Annotated in this window: 18 protein-coding genes and 1 tRNA gene; 13 read left to right on the top strand and 6 right to left on the bottom strand. The window is 60.8% G+C overall.

Features of this window, described 5'->3' with window-relative positions; all coding sequences use genetic code 11:
* Positions 1-37: 37 nt before the first annotated feature.
* Both feoB and GGR28_RS17535 read right to left on the bottom strand, forming a co-directional pair.
* On the bottom strand, positions 38-2,173 hold the full coding sequence (gene feoB, locus GGR28_RS17530; protein WP_183497131.1) for a ferrous iron transport protein B: 2,136 nt from the start codon (positions 2,171-2,173) through the stop codon (positions 38-40).
* Positions 2,155-2,388, bottom strand: coding sequence for a FeoA family protein (locus GGR28_RS17535; protein ID WP_183497132.1), 234 nt, complete (start codon positions 2,386-2,388; stop codon positions 2,155-2,157). The genes feoB and GGR28_RS17535 overlap by 19 nt, the downstream gene beginning before the upstream one ends.
* A 163-nt stretch (positions 2,389-2,551) precedes the next feature.
* Here GGR28_RS17535 and GGR28_RS17540 point away from each other — a divergent pair, with 163 nt between their 5' ends.
* From GGR28_RS17540 to GGR28_RS17570, 7 genes are all read left to right on the top strand, one after another.
* Complete coding sequence (locus GGR28_RS17540; protein ID WP_183497133.1) at positions 2,552-3,190, top strand: hypothetical protein; 639 nt, start codon at positions 2,552-2,554, stop codon at positions 3,188-3,190.
* 10 nt (positions 3,191-3,200) lie between these two features.
* A complete protein-coding gene (locus tag GGR28_RS17545; RefSeq protein WP_183497134.1) occupies positions 3,201-5,168 on the top strand; it encodes a stage II sporulation protein M in 1,968 nt (655 codons plus the stop codon).
* 176 nt (positions 5,169-5,344) lie between these two features.
* Positions 5,345-8,311: a SusC/RagA family TonB-linked outer membrane protein gene (locus GGR28_RS17550; protein WP_183497135.1), complete on the top strand. Its 2,967-nt coding sequence runs from the start codon at positions 5,345-5,347 to the stop codon at positions 8,309-8,311.
* Positions 8,312-8,360: 49 nt separating this feature from the next.
* On the top strand, positions 8,361-9,929 hold the full coding sequence (locus GGR28_RS17555; RefSeq protein ID WP_183497136.1) for a RagB/SusD family nutrient uptake outer membrane protein: 1,569 nt from the start codon (positions 8,361-8,363) through the stop codon (positions 9,927-9,929).
* A gap of 12 nt (positions 9,930-9,941) precedes the next feature.
* Positions 9,942-11,813 (top strand): SusF/SusE family outer membrane protein, encoded by a 1,872-nt coding sequence (locus GGR28_RS17560; RefSeq protein WP_183497137.1) that lies wholly within the window; start codon positions 9,942-9,944, stop codon positions 11,811-11,813.
* Positions 11,814-11,876: 63 nt separating this feature from the next.
* Entirely contained in the window at positions 11,877-13,556 is a 1,680-nt protein-coding gene (locus GGR28_RS17565; protein WP_183497138.1) for an FG-GAP-like repeat-containing protein, read from the top strand.
* A 36-nt stretch (positions 13,557-13,592) separates the two neighbouring features.
* Complete coding sequence (locus GGR28_RS17570; protein ID WP_183497139.1) at positions 13,593-14,975, top strand: glycosyl hydrolase 53 family protein; 1,383 nt, start codon at positions 13,593-13,595, stop codon at positions 14,973-14,975.
* On the opposite strand, the gene GGR28_RS17575 is transcribed toward GGR28_RS17570, so the two are convergent.
* The gene (locus GGR28_RS17575; protein WP_183497140.1) at positions 14,972-15,559 is read right to left on the bottom strand and encodes a hypothetical protein; all 588 of its coding nucleotides are present in this window, start codon (positions 15,557-15,559) and stop codon (positions 14,972-14,974) included. The two genes, GGR28_RS17570 and GGR28_RS17575, sit on opposite strands and share 4 nt — an antisense overlap.
* A gap of 107 nt (positions 15,560-15,666) precedes the next feature.
* Here GGR28_RS17575 and GGR28_RS17580 point away from each other — a divergent pair, with 107 nt between their 5' ends.
* The gene (locus tag GGR28_RS17580) at positions 15,667-16,812 is read left to right on the top strand and encodes a S1C family serine protease (protein ID WP_183497141.1); all 1,146 of its coding nucleotides are present in this window, start codon (positions 15,667-15,669) and stop codon (positions 16,810-16,812) included.
* A gap of 9 nt (positions 16,813-16,821) precedes the next feature.
* The gene (gene lptB, locus GGR28_RS17585) at positions 16,822-17,562 is read left to right on the top strand and encodes an LPS export ABC transporter ATP-binding protein (protein WP_183497142.1); all 741 of its coding nucleotides are present in this window, start codon (positions 16,822-16,824) and stop codon (positions 17,560-17,562) included.
* Between the two features lie 25 nt (positions 17,563-17,587).
* Here lptB and GGR28_RS17590 read toward each other — a convergent pair whose 3' ends face one another.
* From GGR28_RS17590 to GGR28_RS17600, 3 genes are all read right to left on the bottom strand, one after another.
* Positions 17,588-18,361 (bottom strand): SDR family NAD(P)-dependent oxidoreductase, encoded by a 774-nt coding sequence (locus tag GGR28_RS17590; RefSeq protein ID WP_183497143.1) that lies wholly within the window; start codon positions 18,359-18,361, stop codon positions 17,588-17,590.
* A gap of 3 nt (positions 18,362-18,364) precedes the next feature.
* Positions 18,365-18,850 carry a hypothetical protein gene (locus tag GGR28_RS17595; protein ID WP_183497144.1) on the bottom strand — a complete coding sequence of 162 codons (486 nt, stop codon included), beginning with the start codon at positions 18,848-18,850 and terminating at the stop codon, positions 18,365-18,367.
* Positions 18,851-18,932: 82 nt separating this feature from the next.
* Entirely contained in the window at positions 18,933-21,005 is a 2,073-nt protein-coding gene (locus tag GGR28_RS17600) for a TonB-dependent receptor (protein ID WP_183497145.1), read from the bottom strand.
* Positions 21,006-21,103: 98 nt separating this feature from the next.
* Here GGR28_RS17600 and GGR28_RS17605 point away from each other — a divergent pair.
* The 4 genes from GGR28_RS17605 to GGR28_RS17620 all read left to right on the top strand — a co-directional run bounded on the left by GGR28_RS17605 (position 21,104) and on the right by GGR28_RS17620 (position 25,165).
* A tRNA-Val gene (locus GGR28_RS17605) sits at positions 21,104-21,181 on the top strand.
* Positions 21,182-21,733: 552 nt separating this feature from the next.
* Positions 21,734-22,510: a hypothetical protein gene (locus GGR28_RS17610; RefSeq protein ID WP_183497146.1), complete on the top strand. Its 777-nt coding sequence runs from the start codon at positions 21,734-21,736 to the stop codon at positions 22,508-22,510.
* A 543-nt stretch (positions 22,511-23,053) separates the two neighbouring features.
* Positions 23,054-23,962: a helix-turn-helix domain-containing protein gene (locus tag GGR28_RS17615; protein WP_183497147.1), complete on the top strand. Its 909-nt coding sequence runs from the start codon at positions 23,054-23,056 to the stop codon at positions 23,960-23,962.
* A 72-nt stretch (positions 23,963-24,034) separates the two neighbouring features.
* Complete coding sequence (locus tag GGR28_RS17620; protein WP_183497148.1) at positions 24,035-25,165, top strand: cupin domain-containing carboxymuconolactone decarboxylase family protein; 1,131 nt, start codon at positions 24,035-24,037, stop codon at positions 25,163-25,165.
* Positions 25,166-25,202: the final 37 nt, after the last annotated feature.

Here is a 25,202-nt window from a genome sequence, read left to right on the forward strand (position 1 = left end):
CAGAAGGGCAAAGGTACGGCCTGAAGCGCGTGGAGGGTTACGCCAGCAATTGGTACACTACCATGGCACCCACGTAGGCGATGACCGTCATAAAGGTGAACTGAATGGCCGGCCACTTCCAGCTGTTGGTCTCCCGCTTGGTGACGGCCAGGGTAGACATGCACATCATCGCAAAAACGTAGAAAATGAGCAGGCTCCAGGCGGTAGCCCGGTTGTATGTCGGTTCGCCCGTGACCGGATTGCGCTCCTCGGCCATGCGCTCGCGGATACGAAACTCATCGTCGGAGCTGCCCACGCTGTAAATGGTAGCCATGGTACCCACAAATACCTCGCGGGCGGCAAAACTGGTCAGCAGCGCGATCCCAATCTTCCAGTCGTAGCCCAGGGGGCGAATGACGGGCTCGATAAACTTGCCGAGGTGACCCGCATAGCTCGCTTCCAGCCGTTCGGAGGCCAGCAGGTCAGCTGCTTCGGCTTCAGTCAGCTCCTGCGCCACCGCCGTTTCCTCCACCTGCGCTTCGGCGGCAGCCATGTCACGCGCGGGGCCGTAAGTAGATGCGGCCCACAGGACGATGCTGATGAGCAGGATGATCTTGCCGGCTTCGAGTACGAAGGTCTTCGACTTTTGCCACACCGTGGTGGTAACGTTGCGCCACACCGGCGTACGGTAATCCGGCAGTTCGAGCATCAGGAAGCTCCGGTCGGGGGTGTGCAGCAGCAGCTTGAAGGCCAGGGCCGAAAGCATGGCACTGGCGATACCCAGAAAATAAAGTCCGGCAAAGGCAAGCCCCTGCAGACCAATGAGCCCGTCGAGGTAGGTGACCTGCGGAACGGCGAAGGAAATCAGGATGACGTAGACGGGAATTCGGGCCGAACAGGACGTAAGCGGCGTGACCAGAATCGTGAGCAGCCGCTCCTTCCAGTTGGCGATCGTGCGCGTGCTCATGATGGCCGGAATGGCACAGGCGTGGCCACTGATCAGGGCCACCACCGAGCGACCATTAAGGCCGAACCGCTGCATCAGGCTGTCGAACATGTAGGCGGCCCGCGCCAGGTAACCGACCTCCTCCAGGATGGCAATGAAGAAAAACAGAATGGCAATTTGCGGTACGAAAACCAGCACACCGCCCAGTCCGGCGATGATGCCATCCACCAGCATGTCCGTGAACCAACCCTCGGAAAGGGTGGTCCGAATCGTCTCTCCGAGGGTGCCGAAGGTGAGTTCGATGAGGTCCATCGGCACGCTCGCCCACGCGAAGAGCGCCTGAAAGAGCAGCAGCATCAGCACGACGAAGATGATCGGGCCGAAAATGGGGTGGGTAACGATGTTGTCGATCCGGTCGCTGTAGGAGTTCGTGTCACCGGCGTGGCGCACGGTCGACTTCACGATGGGCTCAAAGCTATTGTAGCGGTCCATCGTTTCCTCCACCTGGGCGCGCAGGCTGTGGAAGCCGTGACGGACGCGGGCGGTCTGCACCTTGTGGCGGGTACGCTCGGGAATGTGCTTCAGCCAGGGGGCGTGGTGGGTGAGCAGCAGGGCGTGGTAATCGTTGCGGGCGGGCAGTTCGCGGCGCAGTTCGCCCAGGACGTCGCGGGCACTGGCACCGGGTTCGTAGAAGGGTTGGCGGGGACGGAAAGCATCCGGGGCCCGCAGCAGGTCGGTGATGGCGGCCTTCAGCTCCGTGATGCCCCGGTGGTCCCGGCTACTGACCGGTAGTACGGGTACGCCGAGTTCCTTGCTGAGGCGGGGAATATCCACCGTCAGGCCGTCGCTTTCCATCAGGTCGGCCATGTTGAGCACCAGAATCATGGGCAGGTCCAGGTCCCTGAGCTGGGTAAAGAGCAGCAGGTGCTTATCGAGCTTGGTGATGTCGGCCACGTACACGATGGCATCCGGGAACAGGTCGCCGGCGGGGTTGGTGAGTTCCTGCACGACCAGGCGCTCGTCGAGGCTGGTGGGATAGCAGCTGTAGGCCCCGGGGAAGTCAATCAGCTCCACGGTGGGTAGTCCGGGCAGTCGGAGCATGCCGGCTTTCTTCTCTACCGTTACGCCGGGGAAGTTGCCGATCCGTTGCCGCAGACCGGTGAGTATATTGAAGAGGGAGGATTTTCCGCTGTTGGGGTTGCCTACCAGGCCGACGACGGGGGTGGCCTTTATTTGACCATGATGCATGCCAGCTCTTTCTTTCGCAACGCCAGACACTGTCGGTCAATCTTTACGTACCAACTGCCGCCGAAGGGGGATTTTCGCACCACCCGAAGACGGGAGCCGGGGCGTACGCCAATGTCCAGTAGCTTGCCCGCCAGATGCTCGTTCGTAAAGCGCTCAATGGTGCCGGACTGACCGGGCTTGAACAACGATGCGGCAGCGGGAAGGGTGAAGGGCATGAGCGTTGGGTTGGTACGTGAATACGGGGCGAAGATACGTAATCGATCACTGTCTATACATAGTCTAAATAAAATAGTTTCCCGCTTCCGCATCCGGCGGCCGCGCAAATGGGCATCGATCGATGTGGTTCCGGTACCGTAGTTTTGCCCCAAACTTAGAACCATGAAAAACGCATCGTTTCTTTTCCTTGCCGCCGTACTGCTGGCCGGCTGTTCACCCAAGATCGCGCCCGTCGTGGGAGAAGACGGCACCGACTGGAATGCCCGCGCCGCCGAATACCGCGAAAACCCCGCCGCCCTGCGCGATTTTGTCGAGGACTGCGAGCGCAGCCAGGAAGAGATGGCGAACCTGCGGCAGCAGCTTACGGGCTTCGAAAGCCAGAGCGGCGAGATGCAGAACCAGCTCTCCACCGCCGAAGCCTCCGCCGAGCAGGCTTACCAGGAGATCCAGCAACTGCGCCAGGAACTGGCCGCCATGGAAGCCGCCCGCCAGCCCGACGAGATGATCACCGACCAGCCCGCCGCCCAGGTAAAGGGGGTAGTCTTCCAGGTGCAACTCGGTGCCTACGCCCAGCAACAGAATAAGGTGAACTCGGACATGGCCACCGGCGACGCCCTCGACCTGACCGACCAGAACGGCATGCAGAAAGTCGTCGTGAGCCGCTTCCGCACCTACCAGAATGCCGCTAACCTCCGCGACCGCCTCAAGAAGATGGGCGTGAAGGATGCCTTCGTCGTCGCCATGAACGACGGCCAGCGCATCGACGTGCAGGAAGCCATCCGCATGAGCGGACAAAACTAAGCAGCCCACCGTGCGGGAGACCGACTTCATCGAGCGGAACAAGGACAAGTGGGAACGCTACGAGGAAGCCCTCAAACGTTCCGACCAGGATCCGGAATTGCTCAGTGAGTTGTACGTGCACACCACCGACGACCTGTCGATCTCCCGCACCTTTTTCCCCAACCGGTCCGTCCGGGTCTATCTCAACGGGCTGGCGCAGCGCACCTTTCTGCGGATCTACCGCGGCCGCCGGGGGGAGTTGAGTCGTTTCCTCACGTTCTGGACCGACGAGCTGCCCCGCACCGTCTACCACAACCGTCTGCCCCTGGCCATCGCACTGGCGGTCTTCCTGCTCTCGATGCTGATCGGGATCCTGAGTTACCGTATCGATCCCGACTTCGCGGAGATGATTCTTGGGGCCGACTACGTACGCATGACCGAGGCCAACATCGCCGATGGCGACCCGATGGCGGTCTACGGATCGCAGGACGAGTTCGGCATGGCGCTGCACATCACCCTCAATAATCTTTTTGTCGCCCTGCTCACCTTCGTGGTGGGGGCCTTCTTCTGCGTGGGCAGCATTGTGATGCTGGTCCGCAACGGCGTAATGCTGGGGGTGTTCCAGTACTTCTTCTACGCCCGGGGCGACTATAGTGCTCCCGAACTCGATCCAGCCACCGGCTGGCTGCTGCGCGGACTGAGCTGGCTGCTTACGGCGGGCGGGGACGGACTGGAGAGAGTGTTCGCGACCGCCTTTTACCTCGCTTCGGGCAGCGACGTATTCCGGGAAAGCCTGCTCACCATCTGGATCCACGGCGCGCTCGAAATTAGCAGCATCGTCATCGCCGGTGGGGCGGGGATCACCATGGGCAGCGGGTTGCTCTTTCCCGATACGCTTACCCGCCTTCAGGCCTTCGGACGCTCGGCCCGGGCGGGCATCAAGATCATGCTGGGCACCGTGCCCCTCTTCATCGTTGCCGGTTTTCTGGAGGGCTACGTGACCCGGCAAACCGATCTGCCCGACGGCCTGCGCTTTGCGTTCATCCTGTTCTGTTTTCTCTTTGTGGGCTGGTACTACATCGTGTATCCGCGCACGGTGGCGAAGCGGGGGGAGCCGTCCTTGCCTGCCGGGCGGGTGTCAGTAGTGGAATCCCGGCCGCGGAAGTTCTGGACCATTCGCTCTACCGGCGAGCAACTCTCCCTGACCTTCGCCGTGCTGCGAAATAATTTGGGTCGGCTGCTTAGCGGAGCGCTGCTGCTGGCCCTGGTCTACTGCCTGCTGTCCTTTTCCTTCGGCGGGCCGGCGGAGTATCGCTACCAGTTCGTGGCCTACCTCTTCGGCGATTTCGAGAACTTCTACGAACTCACGGCTTCCTTCGGGCGGGGGCGGGCCCTTTCCTTCAGCGTACTGGTGGCACTGGGCTTCTACGGGATGTTCCGGCTGGCCCTGGATCTACTGTACCGGTACACCGACCTGGTGCCGACTGCCCGGTCGTCCGCACGTGAATTGCGGTTGCTGGCCGTATGCGGGTTGCTGGCGCTGGGGCTGAGTTTTAGTGGTGCCGCCGTGGCCCTGGTGGTTTTTCTCACCTTCCCTTTTCTGGTTACGCTGGGCGTGAGCGGGTACATCGGCGGACCCTCGCCGGCGGGGGTTTTCCGGATGACGTATACCAATCTGGCCGTGAGTTACGGGCTGTTTTTCCTCATCATTTTGGTGGCCTTCCCCCTCATCTACCTACTCGATACGGTGATCGGCCAGTTCTTTTTCGCCTTTCTGGATTGGATCGTGTACACGGATGCCTCCACCATCGACGCCCGCAACGTGGTGTTGCAGGCGTTCTGCTATTACTTCCTTTTCGTGCTCGTTTTCTGCAGCTGGGTGGTGGCCTTTGCCGCTTCACTCGGCACCCTACAGGAGATTGAGACTGCGGCAGAACTCCGGCAATCAATCCAAAAATTGGGGAGGAAGCGCCGGCTTCGCGGCATGGAGCGGGAGTAGGGGGGCGGGGACGCGGGTGCAATGAAATGTGGAAATAGCCGTGCGCGGAACATTAACAAGCAAAGGTGTGGGGGCCACACTTATTTTATGGATATTTGCGGCCCTCAACTGAAAATGCGGATATTTTAGGTTCCGCTTCGCCAAAATTCTATATGAAACTACTTAATCGCCCGACTATGCATCGATTACTCGTGGTCGCACTCGTCTGCTTCACCGCTTTAGTGCAGGCACAAACGACCGTCGCCGGTACCATCACCGACCAGGAGTCCGGCGAGCCCCTCATCGGCGCCAGTATTCTGGCCGTAGGAACATCGACCGGTACCATCACCGACTTCGACGGAGTTTACTCCCTGGAGGTTCCCGAAGGCGTGACCCAGTTGCAGTTCAGCTACACCGGCTACCCCACCGTGATCGAGAACATCAACGGTCGCACCACCATCGATCTGGCCATCCAGCCCGGTCAATTGCTCGATGAGGTAGTGGTGGTAGGCTACGGCGCGGTGAAGAAGTCGGACCTCACCGGCTCCGTCAACACCATCGACAACGAATCCTTCAACCAGGGTGCCATCGTTTCCCCCACCAACCTGATCGCGGGCAAGGTGGCCGGCGTCAACATCAGCAGCGGCAGCGGCAATCCCGGCGAAGGACCCACGGTACGCATCCGGGGCGGTACCTCCATCAACGCCAGCAACGACCCCCTCTACGTGATCGACGGCGTGCCCCTTGCGAACGACGGCGTTGCCGGAGGGCGTAGTCCCCTGAACTTCCTCAACCCCGACGACATCGCGTCCATGACCGTACTGAAGGATGCCTCTGCGGCCGCCATATACGGTTCGCGGGGCGCTAACGGTGTCATCCTTATTACCACCAAGAAGGGCAGTTCAGGCGCCCCCTCGATCAGCTACCGCGCGGAAGGCACGGTCTCCAGCGTGATCAACCGCCAGCAGAATCTCGACGCGGAGGCCTTCCGTAACGTGGTCACCTTCGCCGCTCCCGAACGCCTCGGGATTCTCGGCAATACTTCCACCAACTGGTTCGACGAGCTTACCCAGACCGGCTACGGCACCCAACAGAACCTCAGCATCAGCGGTGGCGGTGAAACGAACACCTACCGGGTCTCCGCCGGCTACCAGCAACTGGAGGGCGTCCTGCGCGGAGCCGAGACCGAGCGCATCAGCCTCAACCTCAACTTCACCCAGAAGCTCTTCAGCGACAAGCTCATCGTGGGCGCCAGCATCAAGGGTGCCAACGAGAACAACGTATTCGACCCCGGCGTCATCAACGCCGCCCTGGATTTCGATCCCACCCAACCCATCTACGATGCCGACAACACGGCCTACGCCGGCTTCTTCGAGTACGGCAACTCCCTGGCTCCCCGCAACCCGGTAAGCGCTACCGAGCAGATTAGCAACACCGGCAAAACCTACCGGGGCATCGGCAACCTCGACCTGGAATACAAGTTTGACGACCTCATCCCCGGCCTCAGCTATAAGGCCGTCCTCGGCTTCGACGTGAACAGCGGCGAGAGCAATCGCTTCGTTCCCACCACCTTCGCTACCCTGGCCACCAACGGCTTCGTCGGTGAGTTCAACATCAACAACGCCCTGCGCACCAGCAAGCTGTTCGATACCTACCTGACCTACGCCAAGGAATTCGGCAACCAGACCGCCAGCCTGCAGGTCGGCTACTCCTACCAGGATTTTAACTTCGAAGGTCCCTCCATCCAGGGACAAAATCTTACCACCGATGCCTTTGGCACCGCCAACCCCGGAGTAGCGGAAGACATCTTCGCTTACAACAGCGTCGTGGAAAACCGCCTGATCTCCTTCTTCGGTCGCCTCAACTACAACATCGATGAGCGCTACCTCTTCACCGCCTCCCTGCGCCGCGACGGATCCAGCCGCTTCGGACCCAGCAACCGTTGGGGACTCTTCCCCTCCGCCGCCCTCGCCTGGCGCATCCTGCAGGAAGACTTTGCTGCCGGCCTGAACAATACCTTCTCGGAGCTCAAGCTGCGCGTCGGCTACGGCGTAACCGGCAACCAGGATTTCGGTGACTACCTCTACCTGCCCGTGTACCAGTACAGCGACCAGCGGACCCAGTACCAGTTCGGTGATCGCTTCGTATCCACCATCCGTCCCAATGCGTACGACGAAAGCCTGAAGTGGGAGGAAACCTCCAGCATTAACGTCGGCCTCGACTTCGGCTTCTTCAACAACCGACTGAGCGGTATCGTGGAGTATTACCAAAAAACCACCGACGACCTGATCTTTACGGTCAACGTTCCGGCGGGAACCAACCTCTCCGACCGCGTCACCACCAATATCGGCGCACTGGAAAATCAGGGCGTGGAACTCACGCTGAATGGCGTCATCGTCGATCAGGCGAAATTCGGTCTGGACGTAACCGGCAACGTCAGCTTCCAGCAGACGGAGATCACCCGCCTGTCCGGCAGCGGCAGTGCCGATATTCAAACCGGCGGCATCGCCGGAGGGGTGGGTAACACCGTACAGCTCCTGCGCGTCGGCGCCACCCCCTACTCCTTCTACCTCTACCAGCAGAAGTACGGCGCGGACGGACGGCCCCTCCGCGACGGCGTAGACTACAACGAAGACGGCGTAGCCAACAACCTCGACATCTACGAGGACCTCAACGGCGACGGCGTACTCAACGACCAGGACCTCACCATCAACGAGGCCCCCATGCCCGACGTGCTGCTCGGCTTCACCGCCAACGCCCGCTACGGCAAACTGAACCTGGGTTTCACCCTACGTGGCAACCTCGGCAACTACGTGTACAACAACGCCGCCTCCAACGGCGGCAACCTCTCCCGCATCGACCTTGGCGCCAACTACGTAAGCAACGTACACGCCAGTGCTGTGTACACCCGCTTTGACCGCCCGCAGTACTTCAGCGATTACTACCTGGAAAGCGGCAGCTTCCTGCGCCTGGACAACCTGACGGCAAGCTATGACTTCGGTCAGCTCGCCAATAACGCCCTCAACCTCCGGGTGTACGCAACCGCCCAGAACCTCTTCATCCTGACCAACTACAGCGGCAACGATCCGGAGGGCAACGGCATTGATAACTCCCCCTTCCCCCGCGCCCGCATCTACACCCTCGGTGCCCGCATCGGCCTGTAACCAAATCAACAAACCAACCGCCCCGCCCCGGGCGACAACCATAAAAATTATGCAATACCGAGCACTTTTGCTGCTTTTCCTCGGACTCGCTCTTTCGGCCTGTACCGACCTCGAGTTGCTGCCCCAGGACAAGGCCGACCCCAATGCGGTCCTGAGTGAGGAAGAGAACTACGAGTCATTTCTCGCCCGCATTTATGCCGGACTTTCCGTGACCGGTCAGCAGGGACCCGCCGGCGCTTCCGACATCGCCAGCCTCGACGAGGGTTTCTCCAACTACCTGCGGCAGTACTGGCAACTCCAGGAGCTGCCTACGGAGTCCTCCGTGATTGCCTGGGGCGACGCCGGCCTGCCCGAGCTCATCTACCAGTCCTGGACCAGCGACAACCAGTTCATCCGGGCCATCTACTACCGCATCTTCTTCCAGGTGAGCATCGCCAACGAGTTCCTGCGCGAGACCACCCCCGAGCGGTTGGACTCACGCGGCATCCGGGAAGGATTCCGGCCAACGGTGGAAGGCTTTCGTGCCGAAGCCCGCTTCCTGCGCGCCCTCTCATACTGGCACGGGATCGACATGTTCGGCGACGTGATCTTCTATACCGAGGAGGATGGAATCGGCGGCAGCCCGCCCGCCCAGCGATCGCGCGCCGAGGTGTTCGCCTTCATCGAGTCGGAGCTGTCCGCCATCGAGAACCAACTGCCGGCCATCGGGGCGGCGGAATACGGACGGGCCGACCGCGGAGCCCTCTACATGCTCCAGGCCAAACTCTACCAGAATGCCGAAGTGTACACCGGCCAGGAGCGCAACGGTGAAGCCGTAGCGGCACTGGAAAAAATCATCGACTCCGGTGCATATAGCCTGGAGGAAGAGTACGCCGACCTGTTCAAGGCGGACAACCATACCTCGAACGAACTCATCTGGACCATCACCTTCGACGGGGACAACACCCAGGGATTTGGTGGCCTTACCTACCTGACCCACGCCCCCGTCGGCGGCAGCATGAATCCCGAAGACTACGGCATCAACGGCGGCTGGTTCGGACTGCGCACGACGAAGGCCCTGGTCAACAAATTCCCCGACGTAACGGGTGAAGCCGACGAGCGCGCCATTTTCTACACCGACGGCCAGAGCCTCGAAATCGACAACATCTCCGAATTTACCCAGGGCTACGCCGTACCGAAGTACACCAACGTGACGAGCGATGGCGTAGTGGGCAGCGACCCCCGCTTTGCCGATACCGACTTCCCCATGTTCCGCCTCGGCGATGCCTACCTCATGTACGCCGAAAGCGTGCTGCGCGGTGGCGGCGGTAGCCGGGACCGGGCCCTCGAACTGGTCAATGCGCTGCGCGAGCGGGCCTACAACGGCACGGCCGGCAACATTACCGACGCCGACCTGACGCTCGACTTCATCCTCGACGAACGCGCCCGCGAACTCTACTGGGAAGCCCACCGCCGTACCGACCTTATTCGCTTCGACTCCTTCTCCACCAACGGCGTCTGGCCCTGGAAGGGTGGCATACCCGAAGGCCGCACTACATCGGCTATCTATAATCTGTACCCCATCCCCTCCTCCGAGATTCTCTCCAACCCTAACCTCCGCCAGACCGAAGGCTACTAAAACCAAACCACCATGCAAACGAAGCAATTAACGAGCTGGCTGTTCCTCCTGCTGATGGTAGCCCTTACCGGCTGTGAACGCGAGGAAATCGACATCGCCGCCAATACCGACTTTCCGCCGGCCATCCTTTCTTCCACTCCCTCCGCCAACGGCCGGGTAGTCGCAGGAGATTTTGACGTGCGCGTCGTCTTCGCCGATGGCAGCATCTCGCCCCTGCAGTCCGCTACGGTAACCCTCATGGACTCCGCGATGAACGTGCTCGCCACCGCCGACCAACCACTCAGCGGCATCCAGGACTCGGTCGTCATCGAAGGATCGACCTTCAACGCCGCCAGCCTCGGTGTAGGGGTGTACAATATGTCCATCAGCGTCACCGATACGAAGGGACAAACCACGACCCAGGATTTCTCCTTCGAGATCAGTAACCTGCCGTACCCCGCCAACCATGACAACATCTTCATCGCTGGTGGCTTCAACGGCTGGGGTGCCGATGCGCTCACGTTGGTGTCCGATCACATCTGGGAGATCCAGAACGTAGACCTGCAGGGCGAAGCCTGGAAACTCAAAAACTGCGCCGACTGGTGCGATGAAGACTGGGGCGACGCCCAGTGCAACGGTTTCATGGTCTCCAACTTCGCCGACGGCGGCAACGGCGACACCAACTGCGGCAACACCGGACTGGTCAACATCCGCTTCAACGACCAGACGCTGAGCTACAGCGTCATGCCGGCCGTTAGCTACGCCTCCAACTCCATGAGCCTCTACCTGCTCGGTACCTTCAACACCTTCCAGGGTGGTGAGTACCAGTTTCAATTGGTCGACGACAACCGCTGGGTACTGGATGAAGTACTGCTTGCCCCGGGTGACCAGTTCAAAATGGCCGAGATGCCCGACTTCCAGGGGATCAACTACGGCGACGACGAGAACGACGGCACGGCCGAACGCTACGGCAGCAACATCGTCCTGCCCGCTACCGCCACCGAAGGGTACTACCGCATCGACTTCAACGACCGCTCGCTGGCCTACGAACTTACCTTCCTCCGCGCCGCGGCACCGGAAAGCGTGGGCATCCTCGGTGATGCTACCCCCACCGGTTGGGACTCCGACACCGACATGACCGACGAAGGCAACGGCGTCTACACCACCACCATCGAACTGATCGACGGCACCGTGAAATTCCGCGCCAACGACGCTTGGGATCTCAGCTGGGGCGGCACCGAATTCCCCACCGGTACGGCCGTGGTCGGAGGTGGCGACATCCCCGTCACTGCGGGTACCTACAAGGTCACCCTCGACATCACTAACCTGACCTACTCCTTCGTGGTAGATTCCGGCATCGGCAGCATTGGCCTCGTGGGCGACGCTACTCCCGGCGGCTGGGACAACGATACCCCCTTCACGAAAAACGACGACGGCACCTGGTCGGCACTCATCGGACTCGGCAACGGCAACGCGAAGTTCCGCGCCGACGGCAACTGGGACGTCAACTGGGGCGGCAGCGACTTCCCCTCCGGCACCGGCACCCAGGGCGGCGCCGACATTCCGGTTACCGCGGGCATCTACCTCGTTACGCTCGACCCCGTTTCCGGTGAGTATTCCTTCGCTCCGGCTACCATCGGTTTGATCGGTGATTCTACTCCCGGTGGCTGGGATGCGGATACGGATCTGACGCTCAATCCGGATGTAATGGGTGAGGTGAAGGGCGAGGTCACGCTCACCGCCGGAGCAGCGAAGTTCCGGGCCAACGATGCGTGGGACTACGACTGGGGCGGCAGCGACTTCCCCTCCGGCACCGCCACCTTCAAGGGCGGGGACATTCCCGTTACCGCCGGTACCTACACCGTCAAATTCAACGTAAACACCCTGGCGTACAGCTTCGAGTAAGCCGTGGTAAACCAGACCACACGGGCACGTTTCTTCAGATGCGTGCCCGTTTTTTGTTTCCCCATGCGCCTCCTCATTTCATTCTGCTGCCTGTGTATCGGCTGGTCGCTCCGGGGCCAGGAGCCCTTCCGTGATGCTACCCGGGATGCCGGGATCGAGGTGGTGGCGCGGGTGCGGGGGGTGTCGGTCTGCGACCCGAACGGCGACGGGCATCCCGATCTTTTTCTCAGCGTACTGGACGGGCCGAACCGCCTTTTTCAGAACGATGGGCGGGCACACTTCACGGAAGTCGGTCACCGTACCCCACTAGCTACTGCCGGTCCTACCCAAACCACCCTATGGGCCGATCTGGACCAAGACGGCGACCAGGACGTGGTGCTGGGCAATCGCGACGTCCCCAGCCGAATATTCCGCAACGACGGAACCACCTTCACGGACGTTACGCCCGGCTCGGGGATTGAACTCGATGCCCGGATCCAGTCGGGCGTCCTGCTGGATTTCGACGGCGACGGCCGGCCGGACATCTACTTTACCTGCCTCGGTTCCCCCAACCGCCTGTACCGCAATCTCGGCAACCTGACCTTCGTGGAAGTGGGCGGGGCCGCGGGTGCCGCGCAGTCGGGCCTGAGCATGGGGAGTCTGGCATTCGACTATGACCTCGACGGCGACCCGGATCTTTACCTGGTGCGGGACGGCCTGCAAACCAACGTGTTGCTGCGCAACGACGGCGGCACATTTACGGATGTAAGCGAAGCGAGCGGAGCCGGCGTGGTGGGCGATGGGATGGGGGTAGACGCGGCCGACTACGACCTGGACGGGGACTTTGACCTCTACATCACTAACCTCTACGAAAACTTCCTGCTCGAAAATCAGGGCGACGGCACCTTCCGGGAGGTGGGTTTCGGTAGCCGCACCAACGATCTGGGAATGGGGTGGGGCACCGCCTTTCTGGACTTCGACAACGACGGACTGCCCGACCTGTACGTCGCCAACGAAACCGGCTTCACCATCGGGGGCGAGCGATTCAATAACGTACTCTACCGGAACGTGGGCGACGGCACCTTCATCCCGGCAGCATTGCCTACCGCCGCGATCAACAGCGCCCGCAGTGCATACGGGACCGCCACGGCCGACTTCAACGGCGACGGCCTGCCCGACCTGTTTGTCGGAAACAGTGGTCAGGGCAGCCAGCTTTTTCTGAATGCTACGGATGCCGGAAACCACTGGCTTGCGGTATCCGTCGTCGCCGAAGTAGGTGAACCGACTGCCCTCGGTACCCGGATCACTTGCTGGGTAGGGAGCCAAGCATACGTAGCTGAAGTAAGGGCGGGCGGGAGCTTCGCCAGCCAGCACAACGGAACCGTTCACTTCGGGTTGGGTAGTGCCGCGCGGGTAGATAGTCTGGTGCTCGACTGGCCGTCCGGTAGGCGGGACCGCTACTACGATCTGGCTGCGGACCGGAAGTACCGGTTACCCGCAACGGCTGGTAAAACCACTAGCCTGCCCGTAGCTTTTCGGCCTTCGGTCGGGGTGTACCCAAATCCCACGAGCGGGCGGCTGAATTTTACCGTCCCGCTGCGGGATGTCCGGGTCTATTCCGCTACCGGGCAACTGATTAACACTCAGGCGGGGGAGCACGCGCACTTCGACCTACCCGAAGGCACTGCCCCCGGAATCTATCACTTGGTCGGGTTTCGGGGAATGCACCCCATCGTACTTACCATAAGCTACCGCTTTCCGTAACCTACGCTGCACTCGCGGCCCCGCAAAATTGTCCTTATGAAACCGTTTTTCTTGCTGCCCCTCCTGTGTTTTACGTCGCTCCTGACGGGGCAGTGTATGCAGGGCGTCGATCTCTCCTACGTGAACGCCATCGAGCAGGCGGGTGGGATCTACTACGATACGGCTGGGGTACGGGTGGATCCTTACCAATACTTTGCCGAACGCGGGGCGGAAATGGTGCGCATCCGGCTCTGGCACACCCCCGAGAACAACCAAAGCGACTGCGGCGAACCCATCACCAGCGGGGGGCGGGAAGACGTGCTGCTCGCCGCCCGAAAAATCGACAGCAGCGGCATGGGACTGAATCTGGCAATCCACTACGGGGACTACTTCGTGGACCCCGGCAAGCAGGAACGGCCGCAGGCGTGGGACGGACTTAGCGGCCAAACCCTGCTCGACAGCATCTATCACTACACCTACCGGACCCTGGAATTGCTGCACGCACAGGGCACCGATCCGGTCATTGTGGCAGTAGGAAACGAAACGGACAACGGCTTCGTCGATGCCACGGTCCGTACTAACGGCTTCGAGTGGGCGGATGATGCCGCGAAATTTAATGCCGGGCTGCGGGCCGTCCGCGAGTTCAACACCACCCACGGGACCACCATCCGCTCGGCCATTCACCTCACGGAGGGCTACGCCAGGGCGGGGGTGAAGGAATTTACCGACGCCGGAGTGACGGACTTCGACGTGATCGGGCTATCGTACTATCCCCACTTTAATCCCCGGACGACGATCGGGGAAATGGGCGAACTGGTCGGTCACCTGATCGAAACCTACGGCAAGGAGGTGATGGTTTTCGAAACCGGCTTCAGCCACAACAACACTGGCGGATCGGACGACTACAACAACTTCCTGGCCGGCAACGGCGAGGTGAGCAGCTACCCGCCGACCCCAAGCGGGCAACGCGATTTCCTACTGGCCCTCAACGAAGCGATCTGCGCGGCCGGCGGGACGGCCATCTTTTACTGGGAGCCGGCCTGGATCACCAGTGAGATGTGCGACGCGTGGGGGCAGGGGTCTTCCTACGAAAACGCTTCCTGGTTCGATTACGAAAGTAAGGCGCTGCCGGCTTTCGACTGGCTGGGCCAGGACGCCACCGTGGACACTCGCTTGGAAGAAAACGAGGCCCTGGGCATCAACTTTTTCCCTAATCCACTGAGGGCAGACAGTTTACGCATCGAAAGTGACCTGCCGGTGCGGGAGTGGCGACTGCTCGATATGCGGGGCGCGCAAGTGGCGGCGGGTGAAACGAAAACAACCGGTGTGGCCTTCACGGTGTACACCGGGCGACTGGCTCCCGGCACTTACGTCATTCGGCTGAAACTGGACGATGGAAGGTGGGTAACGCGCAAGCTGATGGCTAGTGGGCAGCGCTAGATCGCCGTTTGCCCCCGCTCGAATCGGACCACCTCGATGTCCTTCACGTGTCGCTCGAACCACAGCAGCGGGGCGGGATTTTTGTCGCCGGTACTCGTGTCGCACTTAAAGAAAAGGTAGTACAGCTGCCAGTATTCTCCTACCCGTTCGCGCAGGGCTTCCAGCCGCTCTTCGGCTTCCGATAGTTTGCCGTACAGGTGAGCAAGCCGCCAGCAGTAGTAGGCCTCGTCGTGGAGTTCGACTACATTAAGGAGCAGGGGGTCGTCGACGTAGCGGGCCAGAAAATTCCGGGCGTAGACGGAGTGGTGCTTTGACCAGTCGCGCGGGTTTCCGCGGTGCTCTACGTGCTTGAAGGTGTCGTGCACGAAGGAGATGATGCGGAGTTTGCGGCGGGTTTCGGGATCGATCGGCAGGGCGTCGATGTTCTGGTTGATCTCGATGATGTGTCGCCAGATCGTGCCTTCCGGGTGGCCGTAGCGCGGAACGCCCCAGATCAGGCCTCGCAAGTATTCTTCATCCCGTAGGAAGCTGGCTTCCAGGCTCGTCTCGGGGTTTAAAAGGGCGGTGAGTTGTTGGGCGTTCAAGGATGATAGGGCGGGATGCGGGGTGTTAACGTCCGTGAAAATAGCTTAGTTGTCCGAAAGTAGGGGAAGCGGTAACCAAATGAAGGGTAACTTCTGTTCACTTATCGATGAAATTCCGGTACTTCTTTATTTCCGCACTCGGCGGTGGCGTGGTGGCCGCCCTGGCGGTGGTGTGGCTAACGGAGCGTGAACAACCTGCAGACTATATCACCACCGGCACCTCCGAAAACGAGCTGTATTGGTCGGAATCGGTAATCCCGACAAGCCCGCTGCCCCCCCTGCCGACGGCCACCCTGGATCTGCGCCCCGCTGCCCGGCGGGCCACCCCGGCCGTCGTACACGTTGATGCTCGGGTCACGGGCCGGGACCGCGCCACCGTCAAGGCGCTCTTCGGCCGGGAGGAAGCGACGGGCGCCCTGGGCGGGGAGGGATCGGGGGTGATCTATTCCGCCGACGGATACATCATTACCAACTATCACGTAGTGCAGGCCGCCGACCGCATCGTGGTTACCACCGCCGACCGCCGCCGGTACGCCGCCGAGATCGTCGGCACCGAGCCCAAGAGCGACCTGGCCGTACTGAAGATCGACGCCCGTGACCTTCCCTACCTGGAAAGCGCCGACTCCGATCTCGCCGAGCCCGGACAGTGGGTACTGGCCGTGGGCAGCCCGCTCGGACTCACCAGTACCGTCACCGCCGGCATCGTCAGTGCGAAGGGAAGAAACCTGAGCATCCTGCGGGAACTGGACGCGATCGAGAGTTTTATTCAGACGGACGCGGCCGTCAATCCCGGCAACAGCGGCGGGCCACTCGTCGACGCCGAAGGGCGCCTGCTGGGCATCAATACCGCGATCGCCTCCCGCACGGGGCGTTTCCAGGGCTATAGTTTTGCCATACCGATCAACCTGGTGCGCCGCATCGCCGACGACATCATAACTTACGGCAGCTACCGTCGGGCCCTGCTCGGAGTGGAAATTTCCACCCTGACCGCGGCCGACATCGAGCGACTGGGACTACGCAACCGCAGCGAAGGCGTACTCGTGGAGGCTGTCCTGCCCGGTGGGGCGGCGGCGGTAGGGGGGCTTCAGCGAAACGACCTGATCATAACGGTCGACGGTCGCGACATCCGTGATCTGCCCGAACTGACCGAGATCATCGGACGGGCCCGCCCCGGCGATCAATTATTACTTACCGTAGTGCGCGAGAATAAAACCCGGCAACTACGCATTAACCTTCAGCCCGCGGGCAACTAAATCGACTACATGCGCCTCAAGAGCGAAAACCTGGTGAAGAAATACGGCAACCGCACGGTCGTCAAGGGCGTCAGCATCCACGTAGACCGCGGCGACATCGTGGGTCTGCTCGGTCCCAACGGCGCCGGAAAGACCACCACGTTCTACATGACGGTCGGCTTCATCAAGCCCAACGAAGGGCGGGTCTACCTCGACAACGAAGACATCACCAACCTGCCGATGTACAAGCGCGCCCAGCGCGGCATCGGCTACCTGCCCCAGGAGCCCTCCGTATTTCGTAAGCTCAGCGTAGAAGACAACATCTCCGCCGTATTGGAGATGACGAAGCTCAATAAGCACGAGCGTGCCGAAAAATTGGAGAGCCTACTGGACGAATTTAGCCTGCACAAGGTGCGTAAAAGCCACGGCGATACCCTAAGTGGGGGGGAGCGGCGGCGCACCGAGATCGCCCGGGCCCTGGCCACCGACCCCAGTTTCATCCTCCTCGACGAACCCTTTGCCGGCATCGACCCCATTGCCGTGGAGGACATTCAGTACATCGTCGCCAAACTGAAGACCAAGAACATCGGCATCCTCATCACCGACCACAACGTGCAGGAAACCCTCAGCATCACCGACCGCGCCTACCTCATGTTCGAGGGCAACATCCTCAAAGCCGGCACCGCCGAGGAACTGGCCGCCGACGAGATGGTCCGCAAGGTGTACCTGGGCAAGAATTTCGTGCTGCGGCGCAAGGTCATGGACGTTTGAATTTTCAATTTAAAATTTAAAATTGCTACCCTAGCATTCCGCCATCGGCGACCACCACTGTTCCCGTCACGTAGCTGGCGGCGTCGCTCGCGAGGTAAACGGCCAGACCGGCAAGCTCGTCGGGGGTAGCCATGCGGTTGAGGGGGATGGCGTTTTTCCACTGGGCTTCGGCGCGTTCGTCCTCCCAGAGGGCGCGGCTGAGCTTGGTCTTGACGAGGCCGGGGCAGATGACGTTCACGCGAATGTTGTCCGCCGCCCACTCCGTTGCCTGGCTTTTGCCCAGCATGATGATCCCCGCCTTAGAAATATTGTAGGCCGCGAAATTGGCGTTGGCGTGGAGGCCCTCGATGGAACTAATGTGAATGACGGATCCCTTGCCGGAGGCGCGCAGGTGGGGTAGGGCAAGGTTGCTCAACTCCAGGGCGGCGGTGAGGTTGACGTCCATCGTCTTCTGGTAGGCGGCGGCGGTCAGGCCCTCTACCGGTCCGTAGTACGGATTAGTGGCCGCGTTGTTGATCAGGATATCGAGTCGGCCGTAGGTGGCGATTGTTCGATCGATGAGCTGCTGGCGGGCGGCCGGGTCGCCGACGTGGCAGGCGATGCCGGTGGCTTCGAGGCCGTCTTCCCGGTAAGTGGCGGCAACTTCGTCAACGGCTTCCTGGCTACGGGAGCTCACGATCACCTTTGCGCCGAATTCCGCGAGTCCACGGGCCATGGCTTCCCCGATCCCCTTCGAGGAACCGGTTACGATGGCGACGCGGTCGGTGAGGTCGAAGCGGGTGCGTATTCTGGTCGTCACGGTTTACTTGTGTTCGTGGTCGGTGCCGTCGCCGTGGTCGTGTATTTCGTCGTTGAGGATGCGTTCGGCATTGGCCAGACTGGCCTTCATATCAGCTTCGATCTGAGCGATACTTGCCGTTTGTTCCTTCACGTGTTCCATCATGTTGTCTGCCTTCATTTCGGCGCGGAGTTCGTCGAGCGGGCGGATGCCGTTCATCCAGTTCATCATGCCATCGTTGGCGTCCTCCAGTTGCTCGTTGGCGGCCAGGAGCAGGTCGCGGTATTCTTCGGTTACTCCACCGGCGGCGAGCTGTTCGGTGATGGTCCGTTGCGCCTGGGTGATTTTGCCCATCAGAGGCATTACGCGATCGTGGCCGTCCATCATCGACTGGTAGGCAGCCTCCTGAGCGGCGAGGGTGGCATCTTCGGAGGCCCGTTCGGCGGCACTGTCCCCGCTTCCGCAGGCGTTGAGCAGTAAAAGAAGAAGCAGGGAAGTAAAGAGTTTCATTGGGCTAAGTTATACGTTAAAGGTATGCTGCCCCCGCCACTATTTGGGCGGGGACGCAGGAGCGGAGCAATTCGGAAGAAGCTTACCGCCAGAACACCCGGTAGCTCAGTACCGGAATGAGGCCGAGGGCCTGGCGTTCGTTCGGTCCGGCAATGACTACATCGTAATACCGTAGGGCGGTGTTGGAAATTCCGGCGACATTTTGCAGGTCCAACGCCAGGGTCTTGGTTGTTTTTTCGCCCCTGATCGTGCGGTACAGCCGCAGGTCCGGCCGGAAGTACGTGCCGTTGGAGTTGATAAAGCCCTGGCGGTAGTCTGGTGCCGCAAAGTAAGGATTCACGGTGCCGGAGTAAATACCGGTGACGATACCGGAGCGTTCACCGCCGTGGGCGATCAGGGCCAGGTTCAGGCCGTAGGTGCGGTCGCGCTGTCGCCGGTTCTCACCGGCCCATTCCCTGCCGAGCACGAGTTTAGCCGCAACGTCGCTGCTGTAGCGGTCTTTGGCCCAGTTGCCGCCGGTCTGCTGCGTCTCCGCCCGAAAGACCGAAGAACTTCCCCGGTAGTACCATCCTTCCTGCCGCTTGCCGCCGCCGACCTCGATTTCCACCCCATACCGACGGGTAGCGGTGCGCTCCCGAAAGGAAAAGGAGGGGTCGAACTCGAGGAAGTTGTTTGCGCTCAGTAGGAAGTCACCTACCTCCGCTGCGTATTCTTCCGGGGAATACTGGAAATAGGTAGATATCAGGGCACTTACCGGACCGATGCTGCGACCGTAAGCCAGGCTCAGCTGATTGTTGACGGGAACGAAACGGTCCATCGCCGTTGCGCCGAGCAGGAGTCCCGCGTAGGGAGTTTGACTCGTGCGCTCCGCTACGACGACGATGCGCTGATCCTCCCACCGCCGGCGCAGGCGCAGGCGGGGCTCGGCAATCCATTCGTCGAGCAGGCTGGACTCACCGTAGTGCACCAGGCGTATCCCCAGATCAAGGTCGAACGCTCCGAAAATATAGGTGCCCTGCAGGTGGGGGGCAATGCTCGTTACGGTGGGTTGGAGCGCGCTGCCGTTGGTGAGGGTGTCGCGATCGTAAAAGTTAAGCGTCTGCTGGTAGCCGTCGGCCAGTACCTCTACCCCTCCGCTCAGGGATAAGTTGGTGGTGATGACTCTTTCGAGGTCCAGGTGGGCGCTGAGCCGGTTAAGTTGCGACTGGTGGTAGGCGTTCCGGCCACCTCCCTGGGTAAACTGCTGTAAGCGCTGTGCCGTGGTCCGGGAATAGCCTACGCCCGCGTTCACTTCCCCGATCGGCAACCGGGTCCGGTAACTGACGCCGCCGATGCCGATATCGTTGGTGTAGTCGATGTCGAAAAGTTCCTTCTGTTCGGTTGCTGCCTCTTCGGGGTCGGGAGTGAAGGTATTCGAGCTCGTACCCAGCACGCCGAATACGCTAAGCTCTCCGGTGGGAAGTTGGTGGTGCAGGTGAACGTTCAGATCGGAGAAGCCGATGGCTTCGCCCCCGAAATCGACCCCCGCGTTTGCCAGTAATCCGGTAAAGCTGTAGCGCCCGTTAACGAGGTAGCTGGTTTGACCGTTGCGCCCCAACGGGCCTTCCGTGGCGGCATCGAAGCCGATGAAACTGGCCTGCAACTGGTGCTGCCTCCGTTCCTTACTGCCCGGTCGCAGGCGTAGGTCGAAGGTGCCCCCCGTGGCGTTGCCGTAGCGAGTGGGCAGCCCGGCGGCGACGAAGGCAGAGTTGTCAAGCACCTGGGCGCTCAGCGCGTTCACCCCGCCGCCGCCGAGGGTGGGGAAGTCGTAGAAGGTGCCCGCATTGGAGGTGTGATTGGGATTGGCGATGGCCAGTCCGTTGAGGCGCCACAGGTTGGCGTTCGGAGAGTTGCCGCGCACGCTGAGGTGATTGGCCTGATCGTTGGTCTGTACCGTACCGGGCAGCAGGGCAATGAGGCGCGCGGGATCGTAGAAGGTTGCCGGTAGTCGCCGTACCTCCTCGATCGTAAAGGCCTGCGCCAGCGGACTCACCTTCCGGTAGCTGGCCCGCACTTCGGCGCCCGGCAGGTCGATGCCTCCGAAGGAGAGGCTGTCCTGGGCGAGCAGTCCTGCGGTAAGTAGCACGGCAGGGACAAAGAGAAGGGAGCGTATCATAAATCTAAGCGAGTGGGGCCGGCAAAATTACCAAATCTTCCGCCGCCGCTTGCAGGATTCGCGGAGGCGATTGTATATTTGCGGTCCCTTAAAGGAAAGGGCGGTTAGCTCAGTTGGTTCAGAGCACCTCGTTTACACCGAGGGGGTCGGGGGTTCGAGCCCCTCACTGCCCACCAGTACAAAGCGGCCTTAGGCCGCGGAAGTACAATGCTGCCTCCGGCAGCGACCAAAAAGCCCAATCGGAAACGATCGGGCTTTTTTTTTGGCCGCCGGCCACCTCGTCGGCCGAGCCTGAGCTCGTCCGCCGAGTCGTGGCTGGGGAATGAACGCGGCTCTTTTGCTTTCCGGTTTAGTCGGCGGACGAGCCTCGTGCCTCGGTCGGCCGACGCCAGCCACCTCGTCGGCCGAGCCTAAGCTCGTCCGCCGAGTCGTGGCTTGGAAGATGAATACGGTTTTCTAGAGCTTATCAGTTTAGTCGGCGGACGAGCCTCATGCCTCGGTCGGCCGACGACAGCCACCTCGTCGGCCGAGCCTGAGCTCGTCCGCCGAGTCGTGGCTGGGAGATGAATACGGTTTTCTAGAGCTTATCAGTTTAGTCGGCGGACGAGCCTCGTGCCTCGGTCGGCCGACGACACACCAGTAATCCTGGTTAGCACAACCGGAATCGGGGTAGCCGGCAGGCCTAAGGATCCTAATACCTTTGTCCGGTAATCAAGGTACCGGTCCCCATGCGCTTCATTCCGTTCTGTTTTTTCCTGCTGTTCACCGCCTCCGTCGCCCGCCTGCACTCGCAAAGCGTGGACACTTCGGCGGAAGAACGCACCTTATCCGGCCGCATCAGCGTGACCCACAACGGCATCTCCATCATCCCATCCTTCTCGCTCGATAAGCCGGCAGCGATCCTCAACCTGCGTATGGGCGGTAGTCGATTCACCTTTGAGCCAGACCTCCGGTTGGCGCTGGAAGGTAAACCTTGGTCGATGCTCTTCTGGGCCCGCTACCAAGCAGTGAGGGGTAACCGCTTCGCCCTGCGCCTGGGAGCTCACCCGGCCATTAACTTCCGCACGGTTATGGCCAATGTAGGGGGCGACGAACGTGAGGTGATCGAAACCCGCCGTTACCTCGCCTCCGAGATCGTACCGAGCTACCAAATCACCGATCGATTAGCGGTAGGCATGTATTACCTGCACGGGGAAGGCTTCGATGCGGGAATCAAGACCAGCAACTTCGTACAGTTCAATGCCTCCGTGACCGACATCCCCCTAGCGAGCAACCTGCGCCTCAGCCTCTTTCCCCAATTTTACTACTTGCGTACCGACGACCTGGACGGCACTTACGTAGCCGGCGCGTGGCGCATCCACAAACCAGGTCTGCCGTTTGCCCTGAGCGGTCTCGTCAACCGCAGCCTTCGCACGGAAATTGCCCCGGAACGAAAGTGGATCTGGAACGTAGTGGCGGAGTACGACTTCGGCGGACAGTACCGGCGGGTGGAGGGACCCTTATAATTGGCCACCTCGTCGGCCGAGCCTAAGCTCGTCCGCCGAGTCGTGGCCTGGGAGATGAATACGGTTTTCTAGTCTTATCAGTGTAGTCGGCGGACGAGCCTCGTGCCTCGGTCGGCCGACGACCCCTCGTCGGCCGAGCCTGAGCTCGTCCGCCGAGTCGTGGCCTGGGAGATGAATACGGTTTTCTAGAGCTTATCAGTTTAGTCGGCGGACGAGCCTCGTGCCTCGGTCGGCCGACGACCCCTCGTCGGCCGAGCCCAAGCTCGTCCGCCGAGTTGTGGCCTGGGAGATGAATACAGTTTTCTATGGCTTATCAGTTTAGTCGGCGGACGAGCCTCGTGCCTCGGTCGGCCGACGACCCCTCGTCGGCCGACGAGGGGCCAAACCGTAAACCTGGGCTACCAACCCGTAATCCAGGTAGGTGCATAGCGACTTTTCTCCCCGACCTTTGTATGTACAGCGCACTGCTTCTTTTTCCAATGGACCCCGCTCCTGCGTCCCCGCCGAAATGTGCGTACTGATCAATTAGTAAATCCGCCCCCCATGTCACGCATCCACCGCTTTGATTACGTGAGTGATTACAACGACCTCAACAACCACGAGACGCTGCACCCGCTCATCAGCGTGATCGACTTTTCGCGGGCCAATCCGCGTTCGTGGGGAGAAGAGGGGACGGTGCGCCTGCACTTCGGCATTTACGCCATCTTCCTGAAGCAGGTGAAGTGCGGCGACCTAAAGTACGGTCGGAACTACTACGACTACCAGGAAGGTACCCTCGTGTTCGTCGCTCCCGGGCAGGTGGTGGACATCGAATCCGACGGAGAAGTTTACCAGCCGAGCGGGCACGCCCTGGTTTTCCACCCCGACTTTCTGGTGGGTACCCCGTTGGCCGCGAATATGTCGCGCTACAGTTTCTTCGGCTATCGCTCCCACGAAGCCCTCCACCTTTCGAAGCGGGAGCGGGGAATCGTACTGGACTGCCTTGCCAAGATCCAGTATGAGCTGCAGCAGAACGTAGATAAGCACAGCAAGAAGCTGATCGCCTCTACCATCGACCTGTTCCTGGGCTACAGCGAACGCTTTTACGACCGCCAGTTCATCACCCGCGACACCGTAAAGCTGGGCATTCTGGAAAAATTTGAGGGCCTGTTGAATGATTATTACGCCACCGATAAACCCCGTGAATTCGGCCTGCCCACGGTAGCCTATTTCGCCGAGGAGCTTCACCTTTCCGCCAACTACTTCGGCGACCTGATCAAAAAGGAAACCGGCAAAACGGCCCAGGAATACATCCAGGGAAAGATCATCGACCTGGCCAAAATTAAGGCCTTCAACCCGGACAAATCGGTCAGTGAGATCGCCTACGAGCTGGGCTTCAAGTACCCCCAGCACTTCAGTCGGTTGTTCAAACAACACGTGGGGCAAACGCCTTCAGCTTACCGAGCGGGATAACTGCTTTTTCGCGGGCGGGGCCGCAGGTGCGGTGAAATTTCATAAAAGCGGGCCCTTTAATACTGTACAGCTATGCTAAAATTCCTTCTCACTTTATCCTTCATCACGTGCTGCGCCTGCCTGCGCGCTCAGGTGCCGAGCGACACCGTCGATTCCGTGTTCCCCCTTGGGCAGCGGATCAGCGGCGGCAACTTTACCGGTACGGCTTGGGTGGAACGCTTACTGACGGTGGAGGATGGCGACCGGCCCGTGGCCGTGGGGAACGTGACCTTCGAGCCTAAGTCGCGCAGCAACTGGCACAGCCACCCCGCCGGACAGTCGCTGCTGGTGCTTGATGGGGTAGGCTACTACCAGCAGCGCGGGGAGGCGGTTCGCGTGTTGCGCAAGGGGCAGACCGTACAGTGCCCGCCCAACATCGACCACTGGCACGGGGCCGCCAACGACCACTGGTTCGTACAGTTGGCAATGACCAAAGAGCACCCCGACGGCCGGGTGATCTGGGGGGCACCCGTCACCGACGAGGAGTACCGCCTCGGCATCCCGGTAGAACGGGAAGAATTAAGCGAGGCGCAGGCTATTGAAACCCGTTACCGCCACATCGCCACCATTGCCTCCCTTACCGCGATCGGCGACCTGGAGCGGCTGCAGTCCGCCCTGGGCGATGCCCTCGATGCCGGAATGACGGTCAATGAGTGTAAGGAAGTGCTCATTCACCTCTACGCCTACACCGGCTTTCCCCGCAGCATTCAGGGCATCCGTACCCTAATGGCCGCCGTGGAAAACCGCGAACAATGGGGAATCACCGACGAGGTCGGACGGGAAGCGAGCAACATCGACACCACAATGCCGAAGTACGACCGTGGTAAGGCCGTACTGGAAGAACTGATCGGCCGCTCGCTCGAAGGGCGCTCGGATTACGGTGACTTTGCTCCCGCCATTGACGTATTTTTGAAGGAGCACCTCTTCGCCGATATCTTCGAGCGTGACGTGCTTACGTACCAAGAGCGGGAGATCGTCACCATCAGTGCGCTGGCGAGTCTGGCCGGAGTAGAGCCGATGCTGCGGGGCCATTTGGGCATTGCGATGAACCTGAGCATCACGGAGAGCCAATTGCGGAAGGTGCTGCGGGCGGTAAGTGCGAGCGTCGGGTCGGAAGCTGGAGTGCGGGCGGAGCGGGTGCTGGACGGAGTTTCTGAGCAGTAAACATTTTGGCATACCCGTCCGACGGCCTTCGCTGCGC

Source organism: Neolewinella aquimaris (genome assembly GCF_014197245.1).
Lineage (GTDB): Bacteria > Bacteroidota > Bacteroidia > Chitinophagales > Saprospiraceae > Neolewinella > Neolewinella aquimaris.

Bases quoted from the DNA above. Each gene is read 5' to 3' on its own strand.
- lptB (WP_183497142.1), top strand. From the start codon at position 16,822: ATGCGCCTCAAGAGCGAAAACCTGGTGAAGAAATACGGCAACCGCACG.
- GGR28_RS17595 (WP_183497144.1), bottom strand. From the start codon at position 18,850: ATGAAACTCTTTACTTCCCTGCTTCTTCTTTTACTGCTCAACGCCTGC.
- feoB (WP_183497131.1), bottom strand. From the start codon at position 2,173: ATGCATCATGGTCAAATAAAGGCCACCCCCGTCGTCGGCCTGGTAGGC.
- GGR28_RS17550 (WP_183497135.1), top strand. From the start codon at position 5,345: ATGCATCGATTACTCGTGGTCGCACTCGTCTGCTTCACCGCTTTAGTG.
- GGR28_RS17540 (WP_183497133.1), top strand. From the start codon at position 2,552: ATGAAAAACGCATCGTTTCTTTTCCTTGCCGCCGTACTGCTGGCCGGC.
- GGR28_RS17570 (WP_183497139.1), top strand. From the start codon at position 13,593: ATGAAACCGTTTTTCTTGCTGCCCCTCCTGTGTTTTACGTCGCTCCTG.
- GGR28_RS17615 (WP_183497147.1), top strand. From the start codon at position 23,054: ATGTCACGCATCCACCGCTTTGATTACGTGAGTGATTACAACGACCTC.
- GGR28_RS17600 (WP_183497145.1), bottom strand. From the start codon at position 21,005: ATGATACGCTCCCTTCTCTTTGTCCCTGCCGTGCTACTTACCGCAGGA.
- GGR28_RS17610 (WP_183497146.1), top strand. From the start codon at position 21,734: ATGCGCTTCATTCCGTTCTGTTTTTTCCTGCTGTTCACCGCCTCCGTC.
- GGR28_RS17620 (WP_183497148.1), top strand. From the start codon at position 24,035: ATGCTAAAATTCCTTCTCACTTTATCCTTCATCACGTGCTGCGCCTGC.
- GGR28_RS17555 (WP_183497136.1), top strand. From the start codon at position 8,361: ATGCAATACCGAGCACTTTTGCTGCTTTTCCTCGGACTCGCTCTTTCG.
- GGR28_RS17565 (WP_183497138.1), top strand. From the start codon at position 11,877: ATGCGCCTCCTCATTTCATTCTGCTGCCTGTGTATCGGCTGGTCGCTC.
- GGR28_RS17580 (WP_183497141.1), top strand. From the start codon at position 15,667: ATGAAATTCCGGTACTTCTTTATTTCCGCACTCGGCGGTGGCGTGGTG.
- GGR28_RS17560 (WP_183497137.1), top strand. From the start codon at position 9,942: ATGCAAACGAAGCAATTAACGAGCTGGCTGTTCCTCCTGCTGATGGTA.
- GGR28_RS17535 (WP_183497132.1), bottom strand. From the start codon at position 2,388: ATGCCCTTCACCCTTCCCGCTGCCGCATCGTTGTTCAAGCCCGGTCAG.